Origin of the sequence: Dyadobacter sp. 3J3, from assembly GCF_009801115.1 — a bacterium.
In the GTDB taxonomy this organism is placed as follows: Bacteria; Bacteroidota; Bacteroidia; order Cytophagales; family Spirosomataceae; genus Dyadobacter.
Genome location: NZ_VTOL01000009.1, coordinates 119047 through 139712 on the forward strand (window position 1 = coordinate 119047; position 20666 = coordinate 139712).

Consider the following 20666-nt stretch of genomic DNA (forward strand, 5'->3'; position numbering starts at 1 on the left):
GAATCTGATATCAATAGTCCCCCATCGACTCTTCCAACTGCGCCAATGCTGCTGCTAATTGTTCGTCGTTTGGTGCAACACCGTGCCATTTGTGGCTTCCCATCATGAAATCAACACCATAACCCATACCGGTATGAAGAATGATCATAATTGGTTTTGCGTGTCCGGCTTTGCTTTTTGCTTCGTAAAGCGCTTTCACAACCGATGCCATATCATTTCCTTCTTCCACTTCCATTACTTCCCAACCAAATGCTTCGTATTTAGCACCAAGATCACGGTTGTCCATAACTTTTGCAGTAGGACCGTCAATTTGCTGACCGTTTAAGTCAATAACTGCGATCAAGTTGTCAACTTTATGATGCGGAGCAAAAGTTGCTGCTTCCCAAACTTGTCCTTCCTGCTGCTCGCCATCGCCCATTAGGACGTAAACAAGACTTGTATCATTATTTAATTTCTTAGCCAAAGCAGCACCGATCGCCACAGACATTCCTTGTCCTAATGAACCGGAAGCAATACGGATTCCTTCAAGATGTTCGTGCGGAGTCGGGTGACCCTGAAGTCTTGAATTCAATTTACGGAATGTAGCAAGTTCAGAAACAGGAAAATAACCTTTACGGGCCAAAACACTGTACAACAAAGGTGAAATGTGACCATTTGAAAGGAAGAACAGATCTTCATTTGCGCCATCCATTTCAAATACTACTTTGCCATCTTTCTCATTCAACTTCATGCGTTCAAAATACAACGCAACTAATAAATCAGTACAGCCAAGTGATCCTCCAGGGTGTCCCGACTGGCAACCATGTACCATGCGAACGATATCCCTGCGAACTTGTGCTGCTACTTTTTCTAATTCTTTAATTTCCATTTCTCGATTTTATTATTTTATTGGAGCGTAAAACAGCTGGATTTAACTTTCGCTTCACTTTTAACAAACATAAATGAACTGCGAATTTCGGATTTATAAAGTTCAGTAATTGACTTTTAATTACTCAGTTTTACTCAGAATTTGATCAGTATGGTTTTTGGTATCCACTTTCTGGATTATTTCAGAAACAATACCGTTTTCATCTATGACGAAAGTTGTACGCGCTGTCCCCATATAAGTTTTGCCATACATACTTTTTTCAACCCAAACACCATAAGCTTCCACGATCGCATGATCGGTATCGGCTAATAACGGAAACGGAAGATCGTATTTTTTGATGAATTTCTGATGCGACTTTTCATTATCAACACTTACTCCTAAAACCACAAATCCTTTGATTAAAAGTGATTCGTAATTATCACGAAGATTACATGCCTGCGCTGTGCAACCTGGAGTGTCGTCTTTGGGGTAAAAATAAAGGATCACTTTTTTGCCCTTGAAATCGGAAAGTTTTACATCATTTCCGTTCTGGTCTTTTGCTGAAATTTCCGGTGCTACCTCACCTATCTGAAGTCCCATAATTTATTTTCGTTTTCGTTTTTTGGGTGTGGTAACAGGTTCAACTAAATCAGTTTGCAAGATAGTACTATTTCCGGCCCCATCTTTAACTTCTAACATCAGTTCGCCCTCAAAAAGTTGGCTTTCATCCATTTTTTCTGACCAGATATATCCTGTTTTGGCATCATAATTCATCAAAACCCACTCTCCGTTGACATACGCCTTGAAATTATCAATCCCTGAAATCCCGTCACTGATGAAAGCTCGTATGCGTTTCGTACTATGTTCAACCAGCCTGACTCGTGGTGGAATTGTATCTTTTTGAATGACAAAAGTACCCAGTTCCCTGGTTTTGAATGTAATTTCATTATCCTTCCAAGTTCCTCCTATAAAGCGATAACCATAACCGGTATACCGATAAATCCCACTTCTTTCTTTATTGACCGGGACTTCTTCCGGTTTGAAAGAAATCGTCACATAATCTCGCAGCGGAATACCTTTATCATTTATAGTCAGCGAATTATAATTTTGCTGACCGACTACATACAAAGTATCAAACAACGTATTGGTATCAAATTGAAGTGACCAGCGATCGGTCTTGTAAGTTGTTAACTTACCCGGACTGATCTTCGATCTCAGATAAGTTCGAGCCATGGTATTTCCAATTTTAACCGAATCAGGAATATAATCTCTTAAATCAGTCAGGAAAACTGCCGTTTCATTTTCATAAAGATCGGGTGCTTTTTTTACCTCTTTTCCATACACATAAAAAGTAGCCAGCGGCATTGAGCTGCGATAATATTTCGCTCTTACTTTTAATGTATTATCAAAAATTTCACTTTGGATCCATTCCGGATTTACTTCCATATCATAAACCGGAAGTGGTGGATTTTGGGTTTCTCCTTTTATTGAAAAAGTGAGTACCGATGAATTTTCATAGGAATCAAAAATCTTTATTTTGACCTGATGTGTTAAAGTATCGTTGATAAAGAGTTTGCCTTTGTAAGCACCGGTTTTATATAAATCAAATTTATTCCCGTCTGGCACATAACATTTCAAAAAACGCTGTCCGGTTTCCTGTTCTGTTTCGTAATTAATTAGGTTGTTATAATCGCGGGTGGCGGCGTTTGGGAAAATTTCCATGTTGTAGGCGAAAACTTCCTGATCATCCATTTTTATTTCAATACACTGCAAACCATAACGAAAACCAGTACCGGTCATCATATCATGCGCCAGTAATTCCAATCCAACCGTACCGGTTGCTGTAATCGTTGCCGGAATATTGTATGTTCCATCTTTCTGTCGAACGGGCGTGTAGGTTTGTCTTTCAAATTTACCATTGATCCTGCCATTAATATCGGTAGGACGAATGGCTACACTTACAAATTTCGGCGGCGTGACGTCTTTGATTTCATTAAAACCAAAATAAAGCGGATTCAAATAATTGTCCTGGGAATCACGAATTTCAAAATGCAAATGCGGCCCGGCAGAACCACCGGTGTTACCCGAAAGCGCAATGACTTCGCCTTTTCTAAAAGCATATTTTCCAGCTTCCGGAAAAAGATCAATTTCAAAAGTTTGTTTTTTGTATTGTTCAGCACGGACGTAATTGGCCAGCGAATCGCTGAATTTCAACAAATGTCCATAAACCGTCGTTTGTCCGTTGGGATGACGTAAATAAATTACATTTCCATAACCACTTCTTTGCACAGCAACTTTGTAAACATATCCTTCCGCGGCCGCGTGGACAGGCAAACCTTCCACCTGCTGCGTACGGATATCCAACCCCGCGTGAAAATGATTTGAACGCAAATCACCTAATCCACCCGCCAATGAATTAGTAAGTCCGGGCCTGATCGGAAACTGATAATAACCTTGCGGATATGATTGTTTCTGAGCAAAACCGGAAAGAACAGAAAGCAAAAAAAGAAAGAATATGAAACTAGTACGTCTGTTAACCAATGGATTATACAACATGAATTGAAAATGATAAATAAACTTCTCCCCTCTACCTTACCGACAATTCCAAAAGTTTTTTACCTTCAATTGAACACGTTAACTTATCGCCGATTTGTACAGACGAAACGCCTTTGGGTGTTCCTGTAAAAATCAAATCACCTTTTTTCAACATAAAATATTTTGAAACAAAAGAAATCAGGTAGTTGATGTGGAACAACATCATCGAAGAATTCCCAGACTGCCGTGTTTCTCCATTTACATCCAGACTGAAATTAATGTTCTGGATATCTTCAAAATCCGAAATTGGCAAGAATTCAGAAACTGGCGCTGATCCGTTAAATGCTTTTGCCAATTCCCAAGGCAAGCCTTTTGCTTTCAATTCTGATTGAAGATCGCGCGCTGTAAAATCAATTCCTACACCGATTTCATCATAATATTTATGCGCAAAACGTTCTTCTATATTTTTACCAACACGATTTATTTTGATAACCAGCTCAACTTCGTGATGAATATCTTTTGAGAAATCAGGATAGAAAAAAGGTTCTCCGGCGCGGATCTGGGCCGTTTCAGGTTTCAGGAAAATAACCGGCGCATCAGGGCGCTCGTTATTCAATTCTTCGATATGTTCCGTATAATTACGGCCTACACAAATAATTTTCATTAAAAAAGATTTGAGATTTAAAGGATAGTAACCTCAGAAAATAGATTCTGACTACAACAAAACTACTGACAAAGCCGGCTCCCACATAATATTTTTATCATTTTTTCAATCTAAAAAACAGGTTCAAAATTTGAAGTTCAACGTATTAACTTTTCTTTTCATACTTTTTTCAAATTTTGATTCGACAATTTTTGACAGAAGTATCGTTATTTGTAAGTGCTATGGTAAGACTGAGATGAAATTAATCAACAAAAAATTAGATATGAAGAAGCAGATTTCCTTTTCTTTATTCACTACGATTTGCCTTTTCGTTTTTACCATTTTACAATTTTCCTGCGACACACTGCGTAAAAATCCAGCTCCGGTAGCGCAGCCGCGCAGAACAAATACAACTGCGAATAACAGAAGACCAACAAACGCTCCGGCAAGAAAACCAGCTAATAGCCGCCCAACGCCAACCAAAGATAAACCAGCTTATTCAAATGCCAGTCCATCCAGAAATTACAATCGTGAAATCCCGCAAGTAGTGGAAGTAGCCAGGACATACTCCGGAACCCCCTATCGTTCAGGAGGTAATGACAAAAATGGCATTGACTGTTCAGGATTAATTTGCTCTGTTTATTCAGAAGTTGGTATCAAAGTGCCACGCATTTCCTGGCAGCAATCAGAATTTGGAACGGAAGTAGGAAGTATTCAGGAAATCCGTCCGGGCGACTGGGTATTTTTTGTTCCCGAAGCGGGCAAGGAAGGTTATGTTTCCCATGCAGGAATCGTAACGGATGTAAGAAATCAACAGGAAATATTTTTCATTCATGCATCCACTTCACGAGGCGTTCGCGAGGACAATCTTTTTTCAACTTACTTCAAGGGACGGTTTGTGAAAGCGATGCGCCCGTTTTAAAAACTAGCCCGACTTCTCTTCTTTTGAGTAACAATAAATATTCTGTATCTTTTTATTCTCAAAAGGATACGTAAGAAATTTGCTATCAATGGCTTATTAATAAATTACCTCCAACCCCCGTAAAATTAAATGGAAAATACATTAGGTCCACCGCCTGTTCCGCCTGCGCGCGTCATTGCATTGCACGGCAACCAGGGAATTCCATTTTATATTTTCGCTACCGTATTTTCTTCCTTTTGCGTCATCACCGGATTGATCTGGGATATTTGCTGGCACATGAGTATCGGGCGCGACGGACTTTTTTCTCCACCACATTTGATCATTTATCTCGGCGCAGTCGTTTCAGGAATATTTTCAGGGTATGAAATATTACGGGTTACATTTTGGGGAAACCCAATCGAAAAAAGTAAAAGTGTAAAAGTGTGGGGCTTTTTTTATAGTTCTTTGGGGCAATTATTCTGTGTTTGGGGAGCCTTGGCCATGCTTACTTCTGCACCATTTGACGACTGGTGGCATAATACCTACGGTTTGGATATTACCATTCTTTCTCCGCCTCATACGATTTTGGCTTTGGGAATTATCAGCGTCCAGTTTGGTGCAATGATCAGTGTTATTTCATTGAAAAATCAGAATAAACTCTTTTTTAACGAAAATCCTGAAAAGAAGAAAAACATCAATAAGATCTTATTCTGGCTGTTTTCACTTTCGGCCGGATTTTTATTGACGATGTGGTATACGCTACTTTCCGAAGAAATGGGAATACGCAATACGCACAAATCAGACTTTTACATTGTTGCTTCTATCGTGTTTCCTTTTTACCTGATGGCTTTGGGAAAAGCTGTGAAAAACAAATGGACCATTACCGCTGTGACGGCGATTTACAGTTTGCTGATGTTACTGACACTTTGGATCATTCCACTCTTCCCGGCAGAGCCAAAACTCGGGCCAATTGTTAATCATATCGACCATTACCAGGGATTTAAGTTCCCCTTATTATTAATTGTTCCGGCATTTTTCGCAGATATTTTAAGAAACAAATTTGCTTATCTGAACGACTGGATTTTGTCATTAATTCTCGGAACTGCATTTCTTCTTACATTTTTTGTAGCGCAATGGAATGCCGGAACATTCCTGGTTGAATCACCACATGCAAGAAACTGGTTTTTCGGAAGTCATTACTGGTATTTTGGAAGTAACCCGGACTGGGAATTTCGTTATAAATTTCCTGATTGGGCGCTTGATACTACTCCTGAATTAATTAAAGGATTGGCAATTGCTTTGGTCAGCAGCCTTATATCTACACGTATTGGTTTGAAATGGGGAAACTGGATGAATAAAATTCAACGATGAAAAAACTAATTTACTTAATAATTCTGTTCCTGTTTTCCGTTCAGATTTCCTCTGCGCATGTTGGAAGTTCAGGCGTACTTCTTCAAGGGCAGGCCGGTCCATACAAAGTTTTAATTGATATAACACCTCCGGAAGTCATCCCGGGAACGGCCCGAATTACTGTTTTTGTTGAAAATGGAGATCCTCAGAAAGTTCTAGCCCGGCCCATTACATACCGTTTTGGAAGTCAGGGTGCTCCATCTGCGGACGAAATTCACCCAGTTCCTGGTCAACCCGGACAATTCCAGGGAGTGGTTTGGCTTATGCAAAGTGGGTCTTCCAGTGTACAGATTGAAATCTCCGGCAAGGACGGAAAAGGAGAATTTATTGTTCCGGTTGTAGCAGTTTCTACCGCCCAGAGTGTAATGCCGAAAGGACTGGGATTTGGTCTTTCCTTACTTGGAATTCTTCTCTTTTTGTTAATGATCACAGCCATTGGCGCCAGTGTAAGCGACGGATTGCTTCGTCCGGGCGAAGTTTTATCATCCAAACAAAAAAGAAAAAGATGGATGAATATGGGTATCGCAGCGTTTGTCTGCGCATTAATTTTGTTTGGCGGAAGCAGTTGGTGGAATAGTTGGGCAGCTCGTTATAACAAAAATATTTACAAGGCATTAAAAGGGAATTCGTCGGTTAGTAGTGAAGACGGACAGCGGATTTTTCAACTAAAAATTGATACCACTGGCTGGCAAGAAAAGAAACGAGGCGCCATGTTAAGTACCTTAATTCCTGATCACGGAAAACTGATGCACGTTTTCCTCGTACGCACTCCCGGTTTGGACGCGTTCGCGCACATTCATCCCGAACGAAAGGACAGTGTAACTTTCCAGGCTTACTTACCCAATCTGCCCGCCGGGAAATATCTTATGTATGCGGATGTGGTTCAATACTCAGGTTTTGCCGAAACCATCGTGGATACTTTGGAAATCCCAGAACAACTTGCAAAAGGCCGCGAAATAAAGAAAACAGCCGAAGAAGATACCTATGTTGTTACGGATGCCATTAATTCTCCGGGGAAAATTCCGTTGGATGAAAACGTGGTGATCTGCGGAAAGCCTGGAACGAAAACTATTTTTAAAGATAGTTCGTATGCGATTTGGGAAGGAAAACCGGATAAACCGCTGGAAGCCGGGAAACCTTATTTGTTAAACTTTGAGATATTTAATCCAGATGGTACACCAACTTTCCCTGAACCTTATCTGGGCATGATGGGACATGTGGCTGTTTTGCGGTCAGACGGCTCAGTTTATATTCATTTGCATCCTTCTGGTACATTTGCGATGGCAGCGGAACAAACCTTAAAAAACCGATTGACCGATACAACGAAAATCATGCAAAGGCCATCACCGGTCATTTTCCGTGATAGTGTTGATCGTTATCTTTCCAGGTTAAAAGCAATGCCTACCGCTGATAGAGAAGAATTATTGATGACCGAAATGGGCATGTATAAGTTGAATGAAACCGGAGCAATGAACGCTATGGATCATAGCAACCGGATTTCTTTTCCGTATTCATTCCCTAAAAGTGGACGGTATCGAATATTTCTTCAGGTTAAAAGAAATGGCCAGGTTTTAACGGGCGCGTTTGATGTTCGCGTTGAAGAATCCGTTGGGGCCACGGCCGCGAGGTAGGGGCAACCCTCGTGGTTGCCCGGAAACCACCTGATATTCTTCCGATCCATAATTACGGATAATTTGAAATTCCGGATAATTCTGGATTTATTGATAATTCGAACAGGGCGACCACCAGTATTTAATCAATCAACCATTCCGGATAATTCGAAATCGGCGACCACCCCAGTATTTAATTAATCAACCATTCCGGATAATTCGAACAGGGCGACCACCAGTATTTAATCAATCAACCATTCCGGATAATTCGAACAGGGCGACCACCAGAATTTAATCAATCCACCATTCCGGATAATTCGAACAGGGCGACCACCAGAATTTAATCAATCCACCATTCCGGATAATTCGAACAGGGCGACCACGAGGGTCGCCCGAACGAAATCTGAAGAAATTTTATACAAATAGCTCTAAAACCTTTTCAAACGAAATTTCGGAATAATCCTTAATATACAAATTACAAGGCGGCAATTCCTCAATAGTATGAGAGGTAAGCACGCCAACCACCTTCATACCAGCATTCAGCGCAGCGGAAACTCCTGAAAAAGAATCTTCAAAAACGACACAATCATCAGGAGAAACACCGAGGTTTTTAGCCGAAGTAAGATATACCTCAGGATCTGGCTTATGTTTTTTCACATCCTCACTGGCCAGAATTGATCCCATTTTATCCCGCAATGGCACTTTGCTAAAAACCAAATTAAGATTCGCTACCGGAGCAGAAGTTGCCACGCCAAGTTTTATTCCATTTTGATATAAATCATCAATGAAAGAAATGATACCGGTAATAGGATCGATGTATGGCTCATATATTTTCCGGAACAAACTTTCCTTTTCATCTTCCATTATCCGAAGTTCCTCTCCCTCAATAGTCCTTTCCAGAAAATGCGATAGAATGTAACTATTGCTTTTACCAAACATATGCTGAGCGAAATCTTCATCTGTGGGAGACAGATTTCGGACCGAAAAAAATTCACGAAAAGCTTTGGAATGGTAAGGATTAGTATGAACGATCACACCGTCCATGTCGAATATAACTGCAATTTGTTTTTTCATAAGGCAAAGGTACTATATAGGATATTTACATTATACCAGGTTAAATTTGACCCGGTTAAGTTACTTTTTAAGTATTAATTTCAAATAATAAGAAATAAAAAAAATCTATGGATTCTTTATTTCTAGGATAATTAAAGCATTTTATGAAACATAATTAACCAAATGACAAGTTTTATAATGATTTATCCATAGAACTTTTTAATTTAGCCTTGTTAATTACAGTATAAAATAATTAAACAGCTACGATCAAATATTTCTCACCGGGATAAGATTTTACTTTACTAACCATCACCTTCAAAGTTATCATCTCACCCCATAAATCTCTATCCGTTAAAAGTCAGCGTTAATTATGAATGAACTTGAACGTGTAAATGATAATTCTGGTCAACAGGTAGTGACGAAAAATTCTGTCCCTCTGACTACTATTGAAGTATATGACCAATATGGGGCAATGGCCTATGGAATTATTTTGCAGATAGTACCACAGCCACACTTAGCTCAGGAAATCCTGGTTAGTGTTTTTTCATCTCCGCTTCTGCAATCTTGTAATAGTTACCCGTTTACCTTTGCCGTCTGCGTTATTAAACTGGCCAGGGCAAAAGCAGTTGAAGCCAAAAGAAAATTAATGACCCTTGCACCTTTCAGCGGAGATAATGGACATTCAATAAAGGAAAATACTCCTGAAGTAATTTTTGACCTTGCGTTTCGTCAGGGATATTCACCAGATGAAGTTGCTGAAAAATTAAAAATTTCGAAATCAGAAGTGCTCAAAGCATTTCACGAATTTTTCAAATCTACAAACGCATAACTATATCACACTTTGAAAACTCAACAATTTATTGAGAGCGGTATACTGGAATCTTACTTGCTTGGCATGAGCACGGACGAAGAGCAGCATCAGGTAAATCAGATGGTGATGACGCATTCAGAAATTTCCGAATATTTAGTGCGTTTTGAAAAAAACATTCAAAATTATTTCCTTCAGAGTGCAGTTCCGCCTCCTGCAGATGTAAGAGAAATTGTGCAATTCAGAAGTAATAAAACAGATGTTACGAAAAAAGGAAATCATACTTACTATGATATGCCGAAGGATAACACGGTTAAAAAAGACAATTACCTTGACATTGAAGTTAACGATACCTATATAAAAGTCCACAAATGGTGGCGTCCGGCTTTTGTGGCTGTTTTTATACTTTCAAAAGTATTTCTGATCACAGGACTTTACTATTATTTTAAAGCTGCAAGCCAGGAGGACGAAATCCAAAAGCTCCGGACGGAAATTGCTTCTCCAAAAAGATAATCTGATTAGTAATAAGAATTTAAAATCCCTGCCTTTTCCAAATCGCAGGGATTTTTTTCTGCCTTCCCAATTGGCATTAGCGTATAAATTTGTTTTCTACCCATGAGAATATAAAAAACCGTCGGACGGAGGTTGTCTTTAACAAATTCAATCACCAACTTGCGGCTACTATTTATTAATCAAATTTCACATGTTTCCTTTTCGGATTGGACAAGGTTATGATGTTCATCAATTAGTTGAAGACCGTCCGTTTTGGCTTGGCGGTATTATAATTCCTCATACACACGGCGCAAAAGGCCATTCTGATGCCGACGTAGTTTGCCATGTGCTTTGTGATGCACTTCTGGGTGCGGCTAATATGCGCAATATTGGCTTTCATTTTTCCGATACGGATCCAAAGTGGAAAGGCGTCGACAGCAAAGTGTTGCTGTCAAAAGTATTGGAAATGATTCGCGAAAAAGGTTTTGAGGTTGGGAACGTCGATGTTACCATTATTCTTCAAAGACCAAAATTAAACCCGCATATTCCAGAAATGAAAACTTGTCTTTCACAGGTTATGAACGTTTCGGAAGAAGATATTTCTATCAAAGCAACAACGTCCGAGCATTTAGGTTTTGTTGGAAGAGAAGAAGGAATTGCCGCACATTGTGTTGCCTTGATATATAAACCTGAAAAGTAATCTGCTTTTCTTTCGACTAATTTTCAAAACCATTCCTATGAAATTAATCAGACCTCTACTTTTCTCTTTATCGTTTGCTTTTACTTTTGGAGCGTTTGTAGAAAATGCAAAAGCACAAAACGCCATTGAACCGCTAGGTTTTGAAGAATACGATCCTGTGTCGACTTTAAAGGTTGAAGAACACAAACTCAGACGCGCTAAATTTCCATTTATTGATGTGCACAATCATCAGTATCAAATGCCGACACAGGATCTAAAATTTCTGGTTGCGCAAATGGACAGTCTGAATATGGGTATTATGGTCAATTTGAGCGGACGTGGGTGGAGTGACAATTGGGAGGAAGGAACGGCCACTTTGAAAGGATCAATTGAAAATATTGCCAAAAATGAGCCGAAGCGGATTGCCGTTTTCACCAATCTTCAATTCAAAGGATTTGGAGATAAAGACTGGACGGAAAAAGCGGTCAAACAATTGGAAGCCGACGTCAAAATGGGCGCCAAAGGTTTGAAGATTTACAAAAGTTTAGGTTTCAGCGGGATTAAAGATGACAAAGGAAACCGCGTTGCCGTAAGTGACCCGCGCCTGGATCCGGTTTGGAAAAAATGCGGTGAACTGAAAATTCCGGTTTTGATTCACACGGCGGATGTACCGTCTTTCTGGGATCCGATGGACCGTTACAACGAACGTTGGCTGGAATTAAAAACGCATCCGGGACGTCGCCGTGGTCCAAATGACCCCGTACCTTTTGATTCGCTTATTTCTGAACAACACAAGATTTTTAGAGATAATCCAAAAACGATATTCATCAATGCGCACATGGGCTGGTATCCAAACAATCTGAAAAAGCTGGATAGCTTGATGATTGTTTTCCCAAATATGTATGTTGAAATCGGAGCTGTAATTGCTGAACTCGGACGTCAGCCCAGAGCAGCAAAAAAGTTCTTCGACAAATGGCAAGACCGGGTTTTGTTCGGAAAAGACAGCTGGGTTCCTTCCGAATACAGTACCTATTTCAGAGTACTTGAAACCGAAGATGAATATTTCCCTTACCACAAAAAATACCATGCCTTCTGGCGTATGTACGGCATGGGACTTTCTGATGAAGTCTTGAAAAAGCTATATTACAAAAACGCACTGAATATCATTCCAGGATTAGACAAATCCCAATTCCCAAAATAATAAAAAAAGAGGTTGCCGAAATTTTCGGCAACCTCTTTTTTTATTAACAATTAATCGCACTGGCGACCCGGCCTTAACAATTAACAATTATTTAAAGGCTTTCGCTTCCTTAATAATCGATTTGTATTCCGCTTTTTCCAGCGCCTTTTTATAGTATTGTCTCGCTTTGCCTTTATCTCCCGCTCTGTTTGCAATACGTGCTAAACCGGCGTATGCCATGGCATAATATTCGCGGGTGTACTGATCGTCGTGAGGGGTACGAAGGGCCGTTAAATATGATTTCTGCGCCGCGCTGTCATTCTTTGTACCCTTTTCAAAAATGATTCCCTGAAAAGTATTGTAGGCGATTGGATAGAATCCTTTGTTATTGGCTTTCAATTTCTCCATCCCCTTTCCTGCCTCATCATATCGACCGGTTAATAGTAAAGTTTCCGTATTAATCATATTGAAAATATGATTTTCAGGATACCAGCTTGCGAGTTTTTGCGTGTAGGTAAGCGCTTTGGGAAAGTTTGATTCGTGTTCCAGATAAATATGAGACAAATAAAAACAAGCTTCGGCTTTTGTAATAACACCCTGACGCGTAGCAATATCGATTTGTTTTAAACCCAAAGCTTTATCTCCGTTTTTGAAAAAAATCATCAAAGGCTTAACCATTCCATGATCTTCCGGATAGTATTCAACATAATAGTTATACATCCCGGAGGTGAAATAAAACTCAGGATTTCTCTCGGTTAATTTCAATCCGGTGATTAAGGCGTTATAAGCTTTTTTAGCTTCGCCGGCCGCACTCATTAATTCACCATTGTAGTTGTACATCATGGCAATATAACCTCTGGCAACAATGGTGTAAAAAACAGCTTCCGGATCTTTGCTGTCTTTACCATATTTTTTGGTAATCGCATCCAGACACTGATTTAATTTGCTGATGTATTCCTTCGATTTCGTAGGATTGTCCTTGATTGGAAGATATTGCCAGTACATGACAAATGAATCAAGAATGTAGGAAACGGGGTGATTAGGATATTTTTTCTCAACCTGATTTAATACTGCATTGGCTTCGGCATATTCGTAATTATAAATATGATCGAGACCTTTTTGAACCAGTTTAAGTGTTACAGGATCACTTAGTAATTGCGCCTTTGACGGCTTGGGAATTGTAATAAATAAGACAAATAAAAAACAAAACTGCAAAGTAAATTTCATGACTATCAGGATATCAGTATAAATGGTTTGGTGGAATCCCACCTGAGCATTAGCTTTGTTCATAACCACAAAACCTGCGTACGGGTTTCTTACCAGATTTTTATTTTGGAAAGAACCGTGCCGTTACCATTAATTGATTTGATTTTATGATTCGATACGAGCATTTTACGCTGGACAATGGTCTGAAAATATATGTGCATGAAGACTTCTCGACCCCGATGGCGGCGGTCAATATTTTATATAATGTAGGTTCACGGGATGAAGATGAGGAGCGTACAGGATTTGCACATCTTTTTGAACATTTGATGTTTGGGGGTTCCAAAAACATTCCGAATTATGATATTCCGGTTCAAACGGTTGGAGGTGAAAACAACGCTTTTACTTCACCCGACATTACAAATTACTACATAACATTACCGGCAGATAATGTTGAAACTGCTTTCTGGCTTGAATCCGACCGGATGATGAGTTTGTCCTTTGACCCGAATGTGCTGGAAGTACAGCGCAAAGTGGTGATTGAGGAATTCAAACAGCGTTATTTAAATCAGCCTTATGGTGATATGTGGTTAAAATTACGGCCACTTGCTTATCAGAAACATCCGTATCGCTGGGCAACCATTGGGAAAGATATTGACCACATCGAACGCGCGACGATGGAAGATGTCCAGGCATTTTTCTGGCGTTTTTATCGTCCGAATAATGCAGTAATGGTTGTTGCCGGAGCTGTGAAACTGGAACAGATTAAACAACTTGCAAAAAAATGGTTTGAAGGAATTCCTGCCGGTGCTCCTTACGTAAGGAATTTGGAAAAAGAACCAAAGCAAAACGAAGCGCGCCATCTGGAAACTTCTGCGGCCGTACCGCTTGATTCACTTGTAAAAGTTTTCCATATGCCTGGCCGGTATGAAGATCATTTTTATGCTTCTGATTTGATGAGCGATATTTTAGGAAGAGGAAAATCTTCACGTTTGTATAAAGCACTTTTGAAAGATAAACCACTTTTCAACAGCATCAGCGCAAGTACAACTTCGTCTCTTGATCCGGGACTGCTTTTGATCAAAGGAAACCTGAATCCGGGTGTCACTTTGGAAGAAGCAGATGAAGCAGTGAAAGAATTACTAAAAGAAATTGTGTCAAAAGGTGCGACGGATGAAGAAGTAACGAAAGTGAAAAATCAGACCGAAGCGACACTTGCATTTTCAGAAGTAGAGCTTTTGAACCGGGCTATGAACCTGGCATTTGCTGCCAACGCAGGAAATGTAGACTGGGCAAATGAAGATGCCGAGATAATCAGAAATATGAAATCAGAAGATTTACACGAAGCTGCAAAAAACATTCTGAGACCGGAAAATGGATCGACACTTTATTACCGGGCGGAAGAAAGTGTTTAGAAATTAATTTCCTTTTTAATTAAGAGATTGTAATAAGGTTTCTGTCTTATTTCAATCTCTTATTCATTTTTATTGTATCAAAACAAATACCATGTCTATACCAGAAACTTATCTGCAAACGTCCTGGGGCGAATCCATTGATGATGTGACCATGGAAGATATTGAAGAAATCATTGCTGAAACGATAGAATCAGAAGAAGAACCAGCTTCTTTCTGGGTCGGCATTTTTAAGGGAAATTCTGAAATAATCCTGGAAGCACACAAAGACCTGACCGTTGTCGGGACACTGGAAGATGACGAAAATGAAGAGATCAAAGCTCAATTTAAAACCTGGGCAGAAATAGAGGATTTATATAAGTTGTTTCTGTCCAAAGATTTTGATCAGGTGGCGTCGATATTGAAGAAGAATAAGTAATAGGTTATTTGTCGATAACATTACTGTGCTCTGCACCTTTGACATATAACGAGTTATTTCCATGCTACAAATATTGCGGTGCTCTGCACCGTGGTATAACAACGGACTATTTTCCTCGCTACAAATATTGCGGTGCTCTGCACCTTTCTATGGTAACGGACTATTCTCTGGCTACAAATATTGAGGTGCTCTGCACCTTTCTATGGTAACGGACTATTCTCCTGGCTACAAATATTGCAGTGCTCTGCACCTTTCTATCGTAACGGATTATTCTCTGGCTACAAATATTATGGTGCTCCGCACCTTTCTATAGTAACGGACTATTCTCTGGCTACAAATATTGCGGTGCTCTGCACCTTTCTATCGTGACGAACTATTCTTCTGGCTACAAATATTGCGGTGCTCTGCACCTTTCTATGGTAACGGACTATTCGCTGGCTACAAATATTGTGGTGCTCTGCACCTTTCTATGGTAACGGACTATTCTCCTGGCTACAAATATTGCAGTGCTCTGCACCTTTCTATCGTAACGGATTATTCTCTGGCTACAAATATTATGGTGCTCCGCACCTTTCTATCGTAACGGACTATTCGCTGGCTACAAATATTGCGGTGCTCTGCACCTTTCTATCGTGACGAACTATTCTTCTGGCTACAAATATTGCGGTGCTCTGCACCTTTCTATCGTAACGGACTATTCGCTGGCTACAAATATTGTGGTGCTCTGCACCTTTCTATCGTAACGGACTATTCTCTGGCTACAAATATTGTGGTGCTCTGCACCCTTCTATCGTAACGGATTATTCGCTGGCTACAAATATTGCGGTGCTCTGCACCTTTCTATCGTGACGAACTATTCTTCTGGCTACAAATATTGCGGTGCTCTGCACCTTTCTATCGTAACGAACTATTCGCTGGCTACAAATATTGTGGTGCTCTGCACCTTTCTATCGTAACGAACTATTCGCTGGCTACAAATATTGTGGTGCTCTGCACCTTTCTATGCTAACGGATTATTCTCTGGCTACAAATATTGCGGTACTCTGCACCTTTCTATGGTAACGGATTATTCTCTGGCTACAAATATTGCGGTGCTCTGCACCTTCTATCGTAACGGATTATTCTCTGGCTACAAATATTGTGGTGCTCTGCACCTTTCTATCGTAACGAACTATTCGCTGGCTACAAATATTGTGGTGCTCTGCACCTTTCTATCGAAACGAACTATTCGCTGGCTACAAATATTGTGGTGCTCTGCACCTTTCTATGCTAACGGATTATTCTCTGGCTACAAATATTGTGGTGCCCTGCACCTTTCTATGGTAACGGATTATTCTCTGGCTACAAATATTGTGGTGCTCTGCACCTTTCTATGGTAACGGACTATTGCTTTGCTATAAATATTTCGGACCCTGCGCCCTTCTATTAAAAGGTGCAGAGCACTGAAATATTTGTAGCTGTACCTATAACTACGCAACCGGGGAAGGTACAGCGTACCGAAATAATTGTAGCAACCAGATAAATATCAATTAGTGAAAATAAACATTCACCTCCGGATGCATTGTATAAAACCTGAATTCCTTTCCGTCATTCACCGTAAATCCGCTTGATTTATTTCCCTTCAAAATCGGGTTTCTATCATATTTCTTCCAATGTATCAAATCTTTTGATACTGCCACATTTGTCGTCCATTCATGCCAGTCTTTGAAAGCGGAAGCATGGTAATAGGCGTAGTACAATCCTTTGTATTTGATAACCTGATTGAAGGCAACAGCGAATTTATCATACGTTTCCGGACCGGAGGTTAACACCGGCTCATCCTGCACATTCGTCCAGACTTTCAAATCTTTTGACGTTGCCAGCCAAACATCCGAATCATTTCTTTCATAAAACAAATACCAGGTATCACCTTCTTTCCAAACCGCCGGTGTTCCAAACGGGCCTTTTGAAATCGGATTTCCATTTTTCAGACGAATATCCAGCGCACCTTTATCGTCCCAGTTAATTTTATCTTTTGAAGTAAATAGTCTGGCAATGTCATCTTTACTTTCGGCAAACATATAATAAGTTCCGGCTGATTTCAGGACAAACATATCTTCCACCCAGGCCTTTTTATGAATTGGGTTACCTGGAAAACGCGTCCATTTCAAACCATCCGGTGAGGTTGCCAGTCCCAGGTACTTTATTTCCTTTCCCGTTTTTTTAGTATATCCACAATACCACATGTAGTAGGTTTTATCTTCTTTCAAAATAAATCCCCTTTCCCGGATTTGTTCATCCCAAGTTGCGGTATCACCCGTTGCTTTGAAAACCGGATTGCCATCGTAAGGTTTAAAATCTACGATTTCAGAAGGAAATTCTTTTGTTTCTTTTTTCTCTTTATCCTCGGTTTTATCCTGCACATTCCAGCCAACCATTGCGAAACCTGCCAAAAGCAGAAAAATATATTTTTTCATTTTTTCAGTTTTTTGAATTTATAAACTGGTTTATCTTCTTTCCTGAACGTTCTGAGGTACCCGGTCGATCAGTTTGTTAATTTTACCTTTTTGTTTGATCAAGTCAAAGGCATCGTACAATTCTCCTGTGGCCGTTAGGGTCTCAAAACTTAGCTTATCCTGATCGATCGTAACCAAGTGATAAAACTGCATATAAAGCGCTGACCGATCCATCCAGTCACGTTTTTCAACATTTGAATCGGTCATTTTAGGACCGCTTACCGATACCACATACATTGTCCCAGAAACTGCGCCTTTTTGCGCCATCGGAATTTTCGCCATTCCTCTTGCATACGTATGATCATGACCTTGTAATACCAGGTCCACTTTATATTTATCAAAAATGGGCTTAAAAGTTTCGCGCATCCGTTTGTTATCACGGGTTGATTTGGGAGAAAAAATCGGATGATGGAAAGTCACGACCGTCCATTTGTTAGGATTATTACCCAGAACTTTTTCTACCCAAACACGCTGTTTTTCCAGATACTCATCCGATTCCTCCGCTCTGTCCGAGTTGAGAGAAATAAATCTTGTTCCCTGAATATCGGCGTAATAACAGGTTTCTTCCAGATCCACCGGGCCATTTTCAGGTAAGGTAAATTGAGGTCGCCAGAATACAGAAGTTAGCGGTTTGCCATCCGGACCTTCATAATGATCATGATTTCCAGGCGTAGGAAAACCCGGGATCATGCTGTGAATAAAACCGCCCGCCTGAAACCAGTCGCCCCATTCCACATCACGATTTGCTTTATTGATCAAATCTCCTGCATAAATCGCAAGTTTGGCATCGGGTGCTTTTCCATAAGCCTCACGTGCCACGCGCGACCACATAGAACGAATATTAACCTGAACATCACCATAATAAAGAAAAGAAAACTTCTCTCCCACTTTCCCGGCCGTGTTGAAATGAATCCACTCACTCCAATTTTCTCCTTGTCCAACCCGGTAGGCGTATTTTGTATTTGGAATTAGATTATCAAAAACAACAGAATGATAAACTGCCGTTGGCGTATCATTAAAAACCACTTTTTCCGACGTCGCTTTAATCCGTTTTACTTTTTCAACAAATCGAGGATCGGCACTTGCCGTGGCAATTTCAGCATAACTTTCAGTAACGGATTCCTGCGTCCGCCAGTTAACGGCCATAGACGTAGAAGGATCTTGCGTTGTGTTTAAAATAATTCTATCAGGTAATTCGGCAGGAATGTATGGATTGGTAGCCAACTGCGCTTTGGTCGTCAAAAAAGATATCGTTAATAAGGCAGCAAAGAAAATTCGTGAAAGAGAATATTGCAGGTTTGAAAACAACATTTTAAAAGCAATTTAATTGGAATAATAAACCAGGCGAAACGATAATCTGTATCGCCCGGTTACATGAAATCTGACATTAATATTACGCCCCGAGGATAGAATCAGGCTATCAGGATTTCTTTGGGATATTGATAAATTGACATAAAAAAACAGTTACCAGCTTTCGCCAATAACTGCTTTCAACAACAATATTTAAAATCCCGAATTACTCAGGAATAAAAGTCAGATAACTAAAATTCTCCGGATTGAACATATCCTGAGCGATTGTCTGCAATTGTTCCGAAGTGATTTCCTGAATCTCCGAGAAAATTTCCGGTAAAGTATCCACCCGGCCAGTATCAAGCAAACTTTTCGCCATCATTAGCATAAAGCTCATATTACTTTCCTCCGACATTGCCAATTGTCCCATCAGCTGCACTTTCGTTTGATGTAATTGAATAGTGGACAATGGAATTTCACGGATTCTTTTAAATTCTTTGTTAATCAATGAAATACTGCGCGCCAATTGTTTTTGTTCAGTACCAAAGAAAACGCCTAAAAATCCGGTGTCCAGATAAGGAGTATAATTTGCTTCAATGGAGTAAACGAAACCGTATTTTTCACGAAGTGATAAGTTGAAACGGGAATTCATTCCCGGTCCGCCCAATAAATTTACGAGCATGAAAAACGGTAAACGTCTGTCGTCCGCAAGAGCATACGCAGGCTGGCCCATTGCACATTGTGCTTGTGTAATCGAGCGCTCTTTTTCCTGAATTATCGGTGAATAATTTCCCGGCGCAGTACGAACACGTGTCGTTTTTTTGAAAGGAATATTTCCCAGATATTTTTCAGCAACCTTCACCACTTTTGAAAAAGGCAACCGGCTAACCGAAGATATTACGATTTGTTCGGTATCAAGATTTTCATTGATAAACTGAAAAAGTTCTTCTCTTCCAAAGGAATTAACCGTTTCCGGCGTTCCCAAAATATTATTTCCCAACGCATGGTTTGCAAAAACAAGCTGATCAAAATCATCCTGGATTGCATCTTCCGGAGAATCGTTGTACATCGACATCTCTTCAATAATCACATTTCTTTCCCGTTCAATCTGTTTGTCCGGGAAAATTGAATGGAAGGCAATGTCTGCTAATAAATCAACGGCTTTATCAAAATGGTCGTCCAGAACGGACGCGTGGAAACAGATTTTTTCCTTGGTTGTATACGCGTTTAATTCTCCGCCTACGTTTTCAAGACGGTTAATGATATGGTATGAACTCCGTTTTTCAGTTCCTTTGAAAGCCATATGTTCCCAAAAATGAGCCAGCCCCTGCTGATGAGGCTGTTCATCGCGACTTCCAATATCCAGCATAATCCCGACATGCGCAATCTGCGTGTAAGGAACCTGTTTGTGTGCTATGCGAATTCCGTTAGCTAAGGTATGTAACTTATATTCTTCTGTTAACGCTAGTGAGGGAGTTTCGGCATTCGCACGTTTATGCATATTATTTCTCTTCATTCCTTATGAACACAAATTACCTGTCAATAATTTTCGGTACTGTCTGCAAAATTACAGACTTTTGTTTGAAAGAAAGTTTTTTAAGGACTTCCGGCTGTCGGTAATCGACAATTTACATTACAACAAATTGTATATCAATTTATTATATAAAATTCAATTGATATTTATTTTCTA

18 protein-coding genes are annotated in these 20666 nt (G+C 40.0%); 9 read left to right on the forward strand and 9 right to left on the reverse strand.

Annotated elements, in window-relative coordinates; all coding sequences use genetic code 11:
• Positions 1-10 precede the first annotated feature (10 nt).
• The 4 genes from FZF08_RS19840 to FZF08_RS19855 all read right to left on the reverse strand — a co-directional run bounded on the left by FZF08_RS19840 (position 11) and on the right by FZF08_RS19855 (position 4046).
• Entirely contained in the window at positions 11-868 is an 858-nt protein-coding gene (locus FZF08_RS19840; RefSeq protein ID WP_159472064.1) for a transketolase, read from the reverse strand.
• A gap of 120 nt (positions 869-988) precedes the next feature.
• Positions 989-1447, reverse strand: coding sequence for a thioredoxin-dependent thiol peroxidase (gene bcp / locus FZF08_RS19845; RefSeq protein ID WP_159472066.1), 459 nt, complete (start codon positions 1445-1447; stop codon positions 989-991).
• Positions 1448-1450: 3 nt separating this feature from the next.
• Positions 1451-3349: a M23 family metallopeptidase gene (locus tag FZF08_RS19850; protein ID WP_229216611.1), complete on the reverse strand. Its 1899-nt coding sequence runs from the start codon at positions 3347-3349 to the stop codon at positions 1451-1453.
• 85 nt (positions 3350-3434) lie between these two features.
• Entirely contained in the window at positions 3435-4046 is a 612-nt protein-coding gene (locus tag FZF08_RS19855; RefSeq protein WP_159472072.1) for a fumarylacetoacetate hydrolase family protein, read from the reverse strand.
• A 262-nt stretch (positions 4047-4308) separates the two neighbouring features.
• On the opposite strand from FZF08_RS19855, the gene FZF08_RS19860 reads away from it, so the two are divergent.
• The 3 genes from FZF08_RS19860 (at position 4309) to FZF08_RS19870 (ending at position 7967) form a co-directional block, all read left to right on the forward strand.
• Complete coding sequence (locus FZF08_RS19860) at positions 4309-4947, forward strand: C40 family peptidase (RefSeq protein ID WP_159472075.1); 639 nt, start codon at positions 4309-4311, stop codon at positions 4945-4947.
• A 129-nt stretch (positions 4948-5076) separates the two neighbouring features.
• Positions 5077-6297 carry a hypothetical protein gene (locus FZF08_RS19865; RefSeq protein ID WP_200837135.1) on the forward strand — a complete coding sequence of 407 codons (1221 nt, stop codon included), beginning with the start codon at positions 5077-5079 and terminating at the stop codon, positions 6295-6297.
• Positions 6294-7967, forward strand: a complete 1674-nt coding sequence (locus FZF08_RS19870) for a hypothetical protein (RefSeq protein ID WP_159472078.1) — start codon at positions 6294-6296, stop codon at positions 7965-7967. The genes FZF08_RS19865 and FZF08_RS19870 overlap by 4 nt, the downstream gene beginning before the upstream one ends.
• A gap of 393 nt (positions 7968-8360) precedes the next feature.
• Here FZF08_RS19870 and FZF08_RS19875 read toward each other — a convergent pair whose 3' ends face one another.
• Positions 8361-9020 (reverse strand): HAD family phosphatase, encoded by a 660-nt coding sequence (locus FZF08_RS19875; RefSeq protein ID WP_159472081.1) that lies wholly within the window; start codon positions 9018-9020, stop codon positions 8361-8363.
• Positions 9021-9369: 349 nt separating this feature from the next.
• On the opposite strand from FZF08_RS19875, the gene FZF08_RS19880 reads away from it, so the two are divergent.
• The 4 genes from FZF08_RS19880 to FZF08_RS19895 all read left to right on the forward strand — a co-directional run bounded on the left by FZF08_RS19880 (position 9370) and on the right by FZF08_RS19895 (position 12179).
• A complete protein-coding gene (locus FZF08_RS19880; RefSeq protein ID WP_159472083.1) occupies positions 9370-9828 on the forward strand; it encodes a hypothetical protein in 459 nt (152 codons plus the stop codon).
• 12 nt (positions 9829-9840) lie between these two features.
• Positions 9841-10320, forward strand: coding sequence for a hypothetical protein (locus tag FZF08_RS19885; RefSeq protein ID WP_159472085.1), 480 nt, complete (start codon positions 9841-9843; stop codon positions 10318-10320).
• Positions 10321-10510: 190 nt separating this feature from the next.
• Complete coding sequence (gene ispF, locus FZF08_RS19890; RefSeq protein WP_159472087.1) at positions 10511-10999, forward strand: 2-C-methyl-D-erythritol 2,4-cyclodiphosphate synthase; 489 nt, start codon at positions 10511-10513, stop codon at positions 10997-10999.
• Positions 11000-11036: 37 nt separating this feature from the next.
• Entirely contained in the window at positions 11037-12179 is a 1143-nt protein-coding gene (locus FZF08_RS19895) for an amidohydrolase family protein (RefSeq protein ID WP_159472089.1), read from the forward strand.
• Positions 12180-12266: 87 nt separating this feature from the next.
• Here FZF08_RS19895 and FZF08_RS19900 read toward each other — a convergent pair whose 3' ends face one another.
• A complete protein-coding gene (locus FZF08_RS19900; protein WP_159472091.1) occupies positions 12267-13385 on the reverse strand; it encodes a lipopolysaccharide assembly protein LapB in 1119 nt (372 codons plus the stop codon).
• Between the two features lie 146 nt (positions 13386-13531).
• Here FZF08_RS19900 and FZF08_RS19905 point away from each other — a divergent pair, with 146 nt between their 5' ends.
• Together FZF08_RS19905 and FZF08_RS19910 are read left to right on the forward strand one after the other, a co-directional pair.
• Complete coding sequence (locus FZF08_RS19905; protein ID WP_159472094.1) at positions 13532-14776, forward strand: pitrilysin family protein; 1245 nt, start codon at positions 13532-13534, stop codon at positions 14774-14776.
• A 91-nt stretch (positions 14777-14867) separates the two neighbouring features.
• Positions 14868-15191 (forward strand): hypothetical protein, encoded by a 324-nt coding sequence (locus FZF08_RS19910; protein WP_159472096.1) that lies wholly within the window; start codon positions 14868-14870, stop codon positions 15189-15191.
• 1529 nt (positions 15192-16720) lie between these two features.
• On the opposite strand, the gene FZF08_RS19915 is transcribed toward FZF08_RS19910, so the two are convergent.
• The 3 genes from FZF08_RS19915 to FZF08_RS19925 all read right to left on the reverse strand — a co-directional run bounded on the left by FZF08_RS19915 (position 16721) and on the right by FZF08_RS19925 (position 20492).
• Positions 16721-17647 (reverse strand): glycosylase, encoded by a 927-nt coding sequence (locus FZF08_RS19915; RefSeq protein ID WP_159472098.1) that lies wholly within the window; start codon positions 17645-17647, stop codon positions 16721-16723.
• Positions 17648-17677: 30 nt separating this feature from the next.
• A complete protein-coding gene (locus FZF08_RS19920) occupies positions 17678-18997 on the reverse strand; it encodes a metallophosphoesterase family protein (protein WP_159472101.1) in 1320 nt (439 codons plus the stop codon).
• 205 nt (positions 18998-19202) lie between these two features.
• Positions 19203-20492 (reverse strand): pitrilysin family protein, encoded by a 1290-nt coding sequence (locus FZF08_RS19925; protein ID WP_159472104.1) that lies wholly within the window; start codon positions 20490-20492, stop codon positions 19203-19205.
• Positions 20493-20666 lie beyond the last annotated feature (174 nt).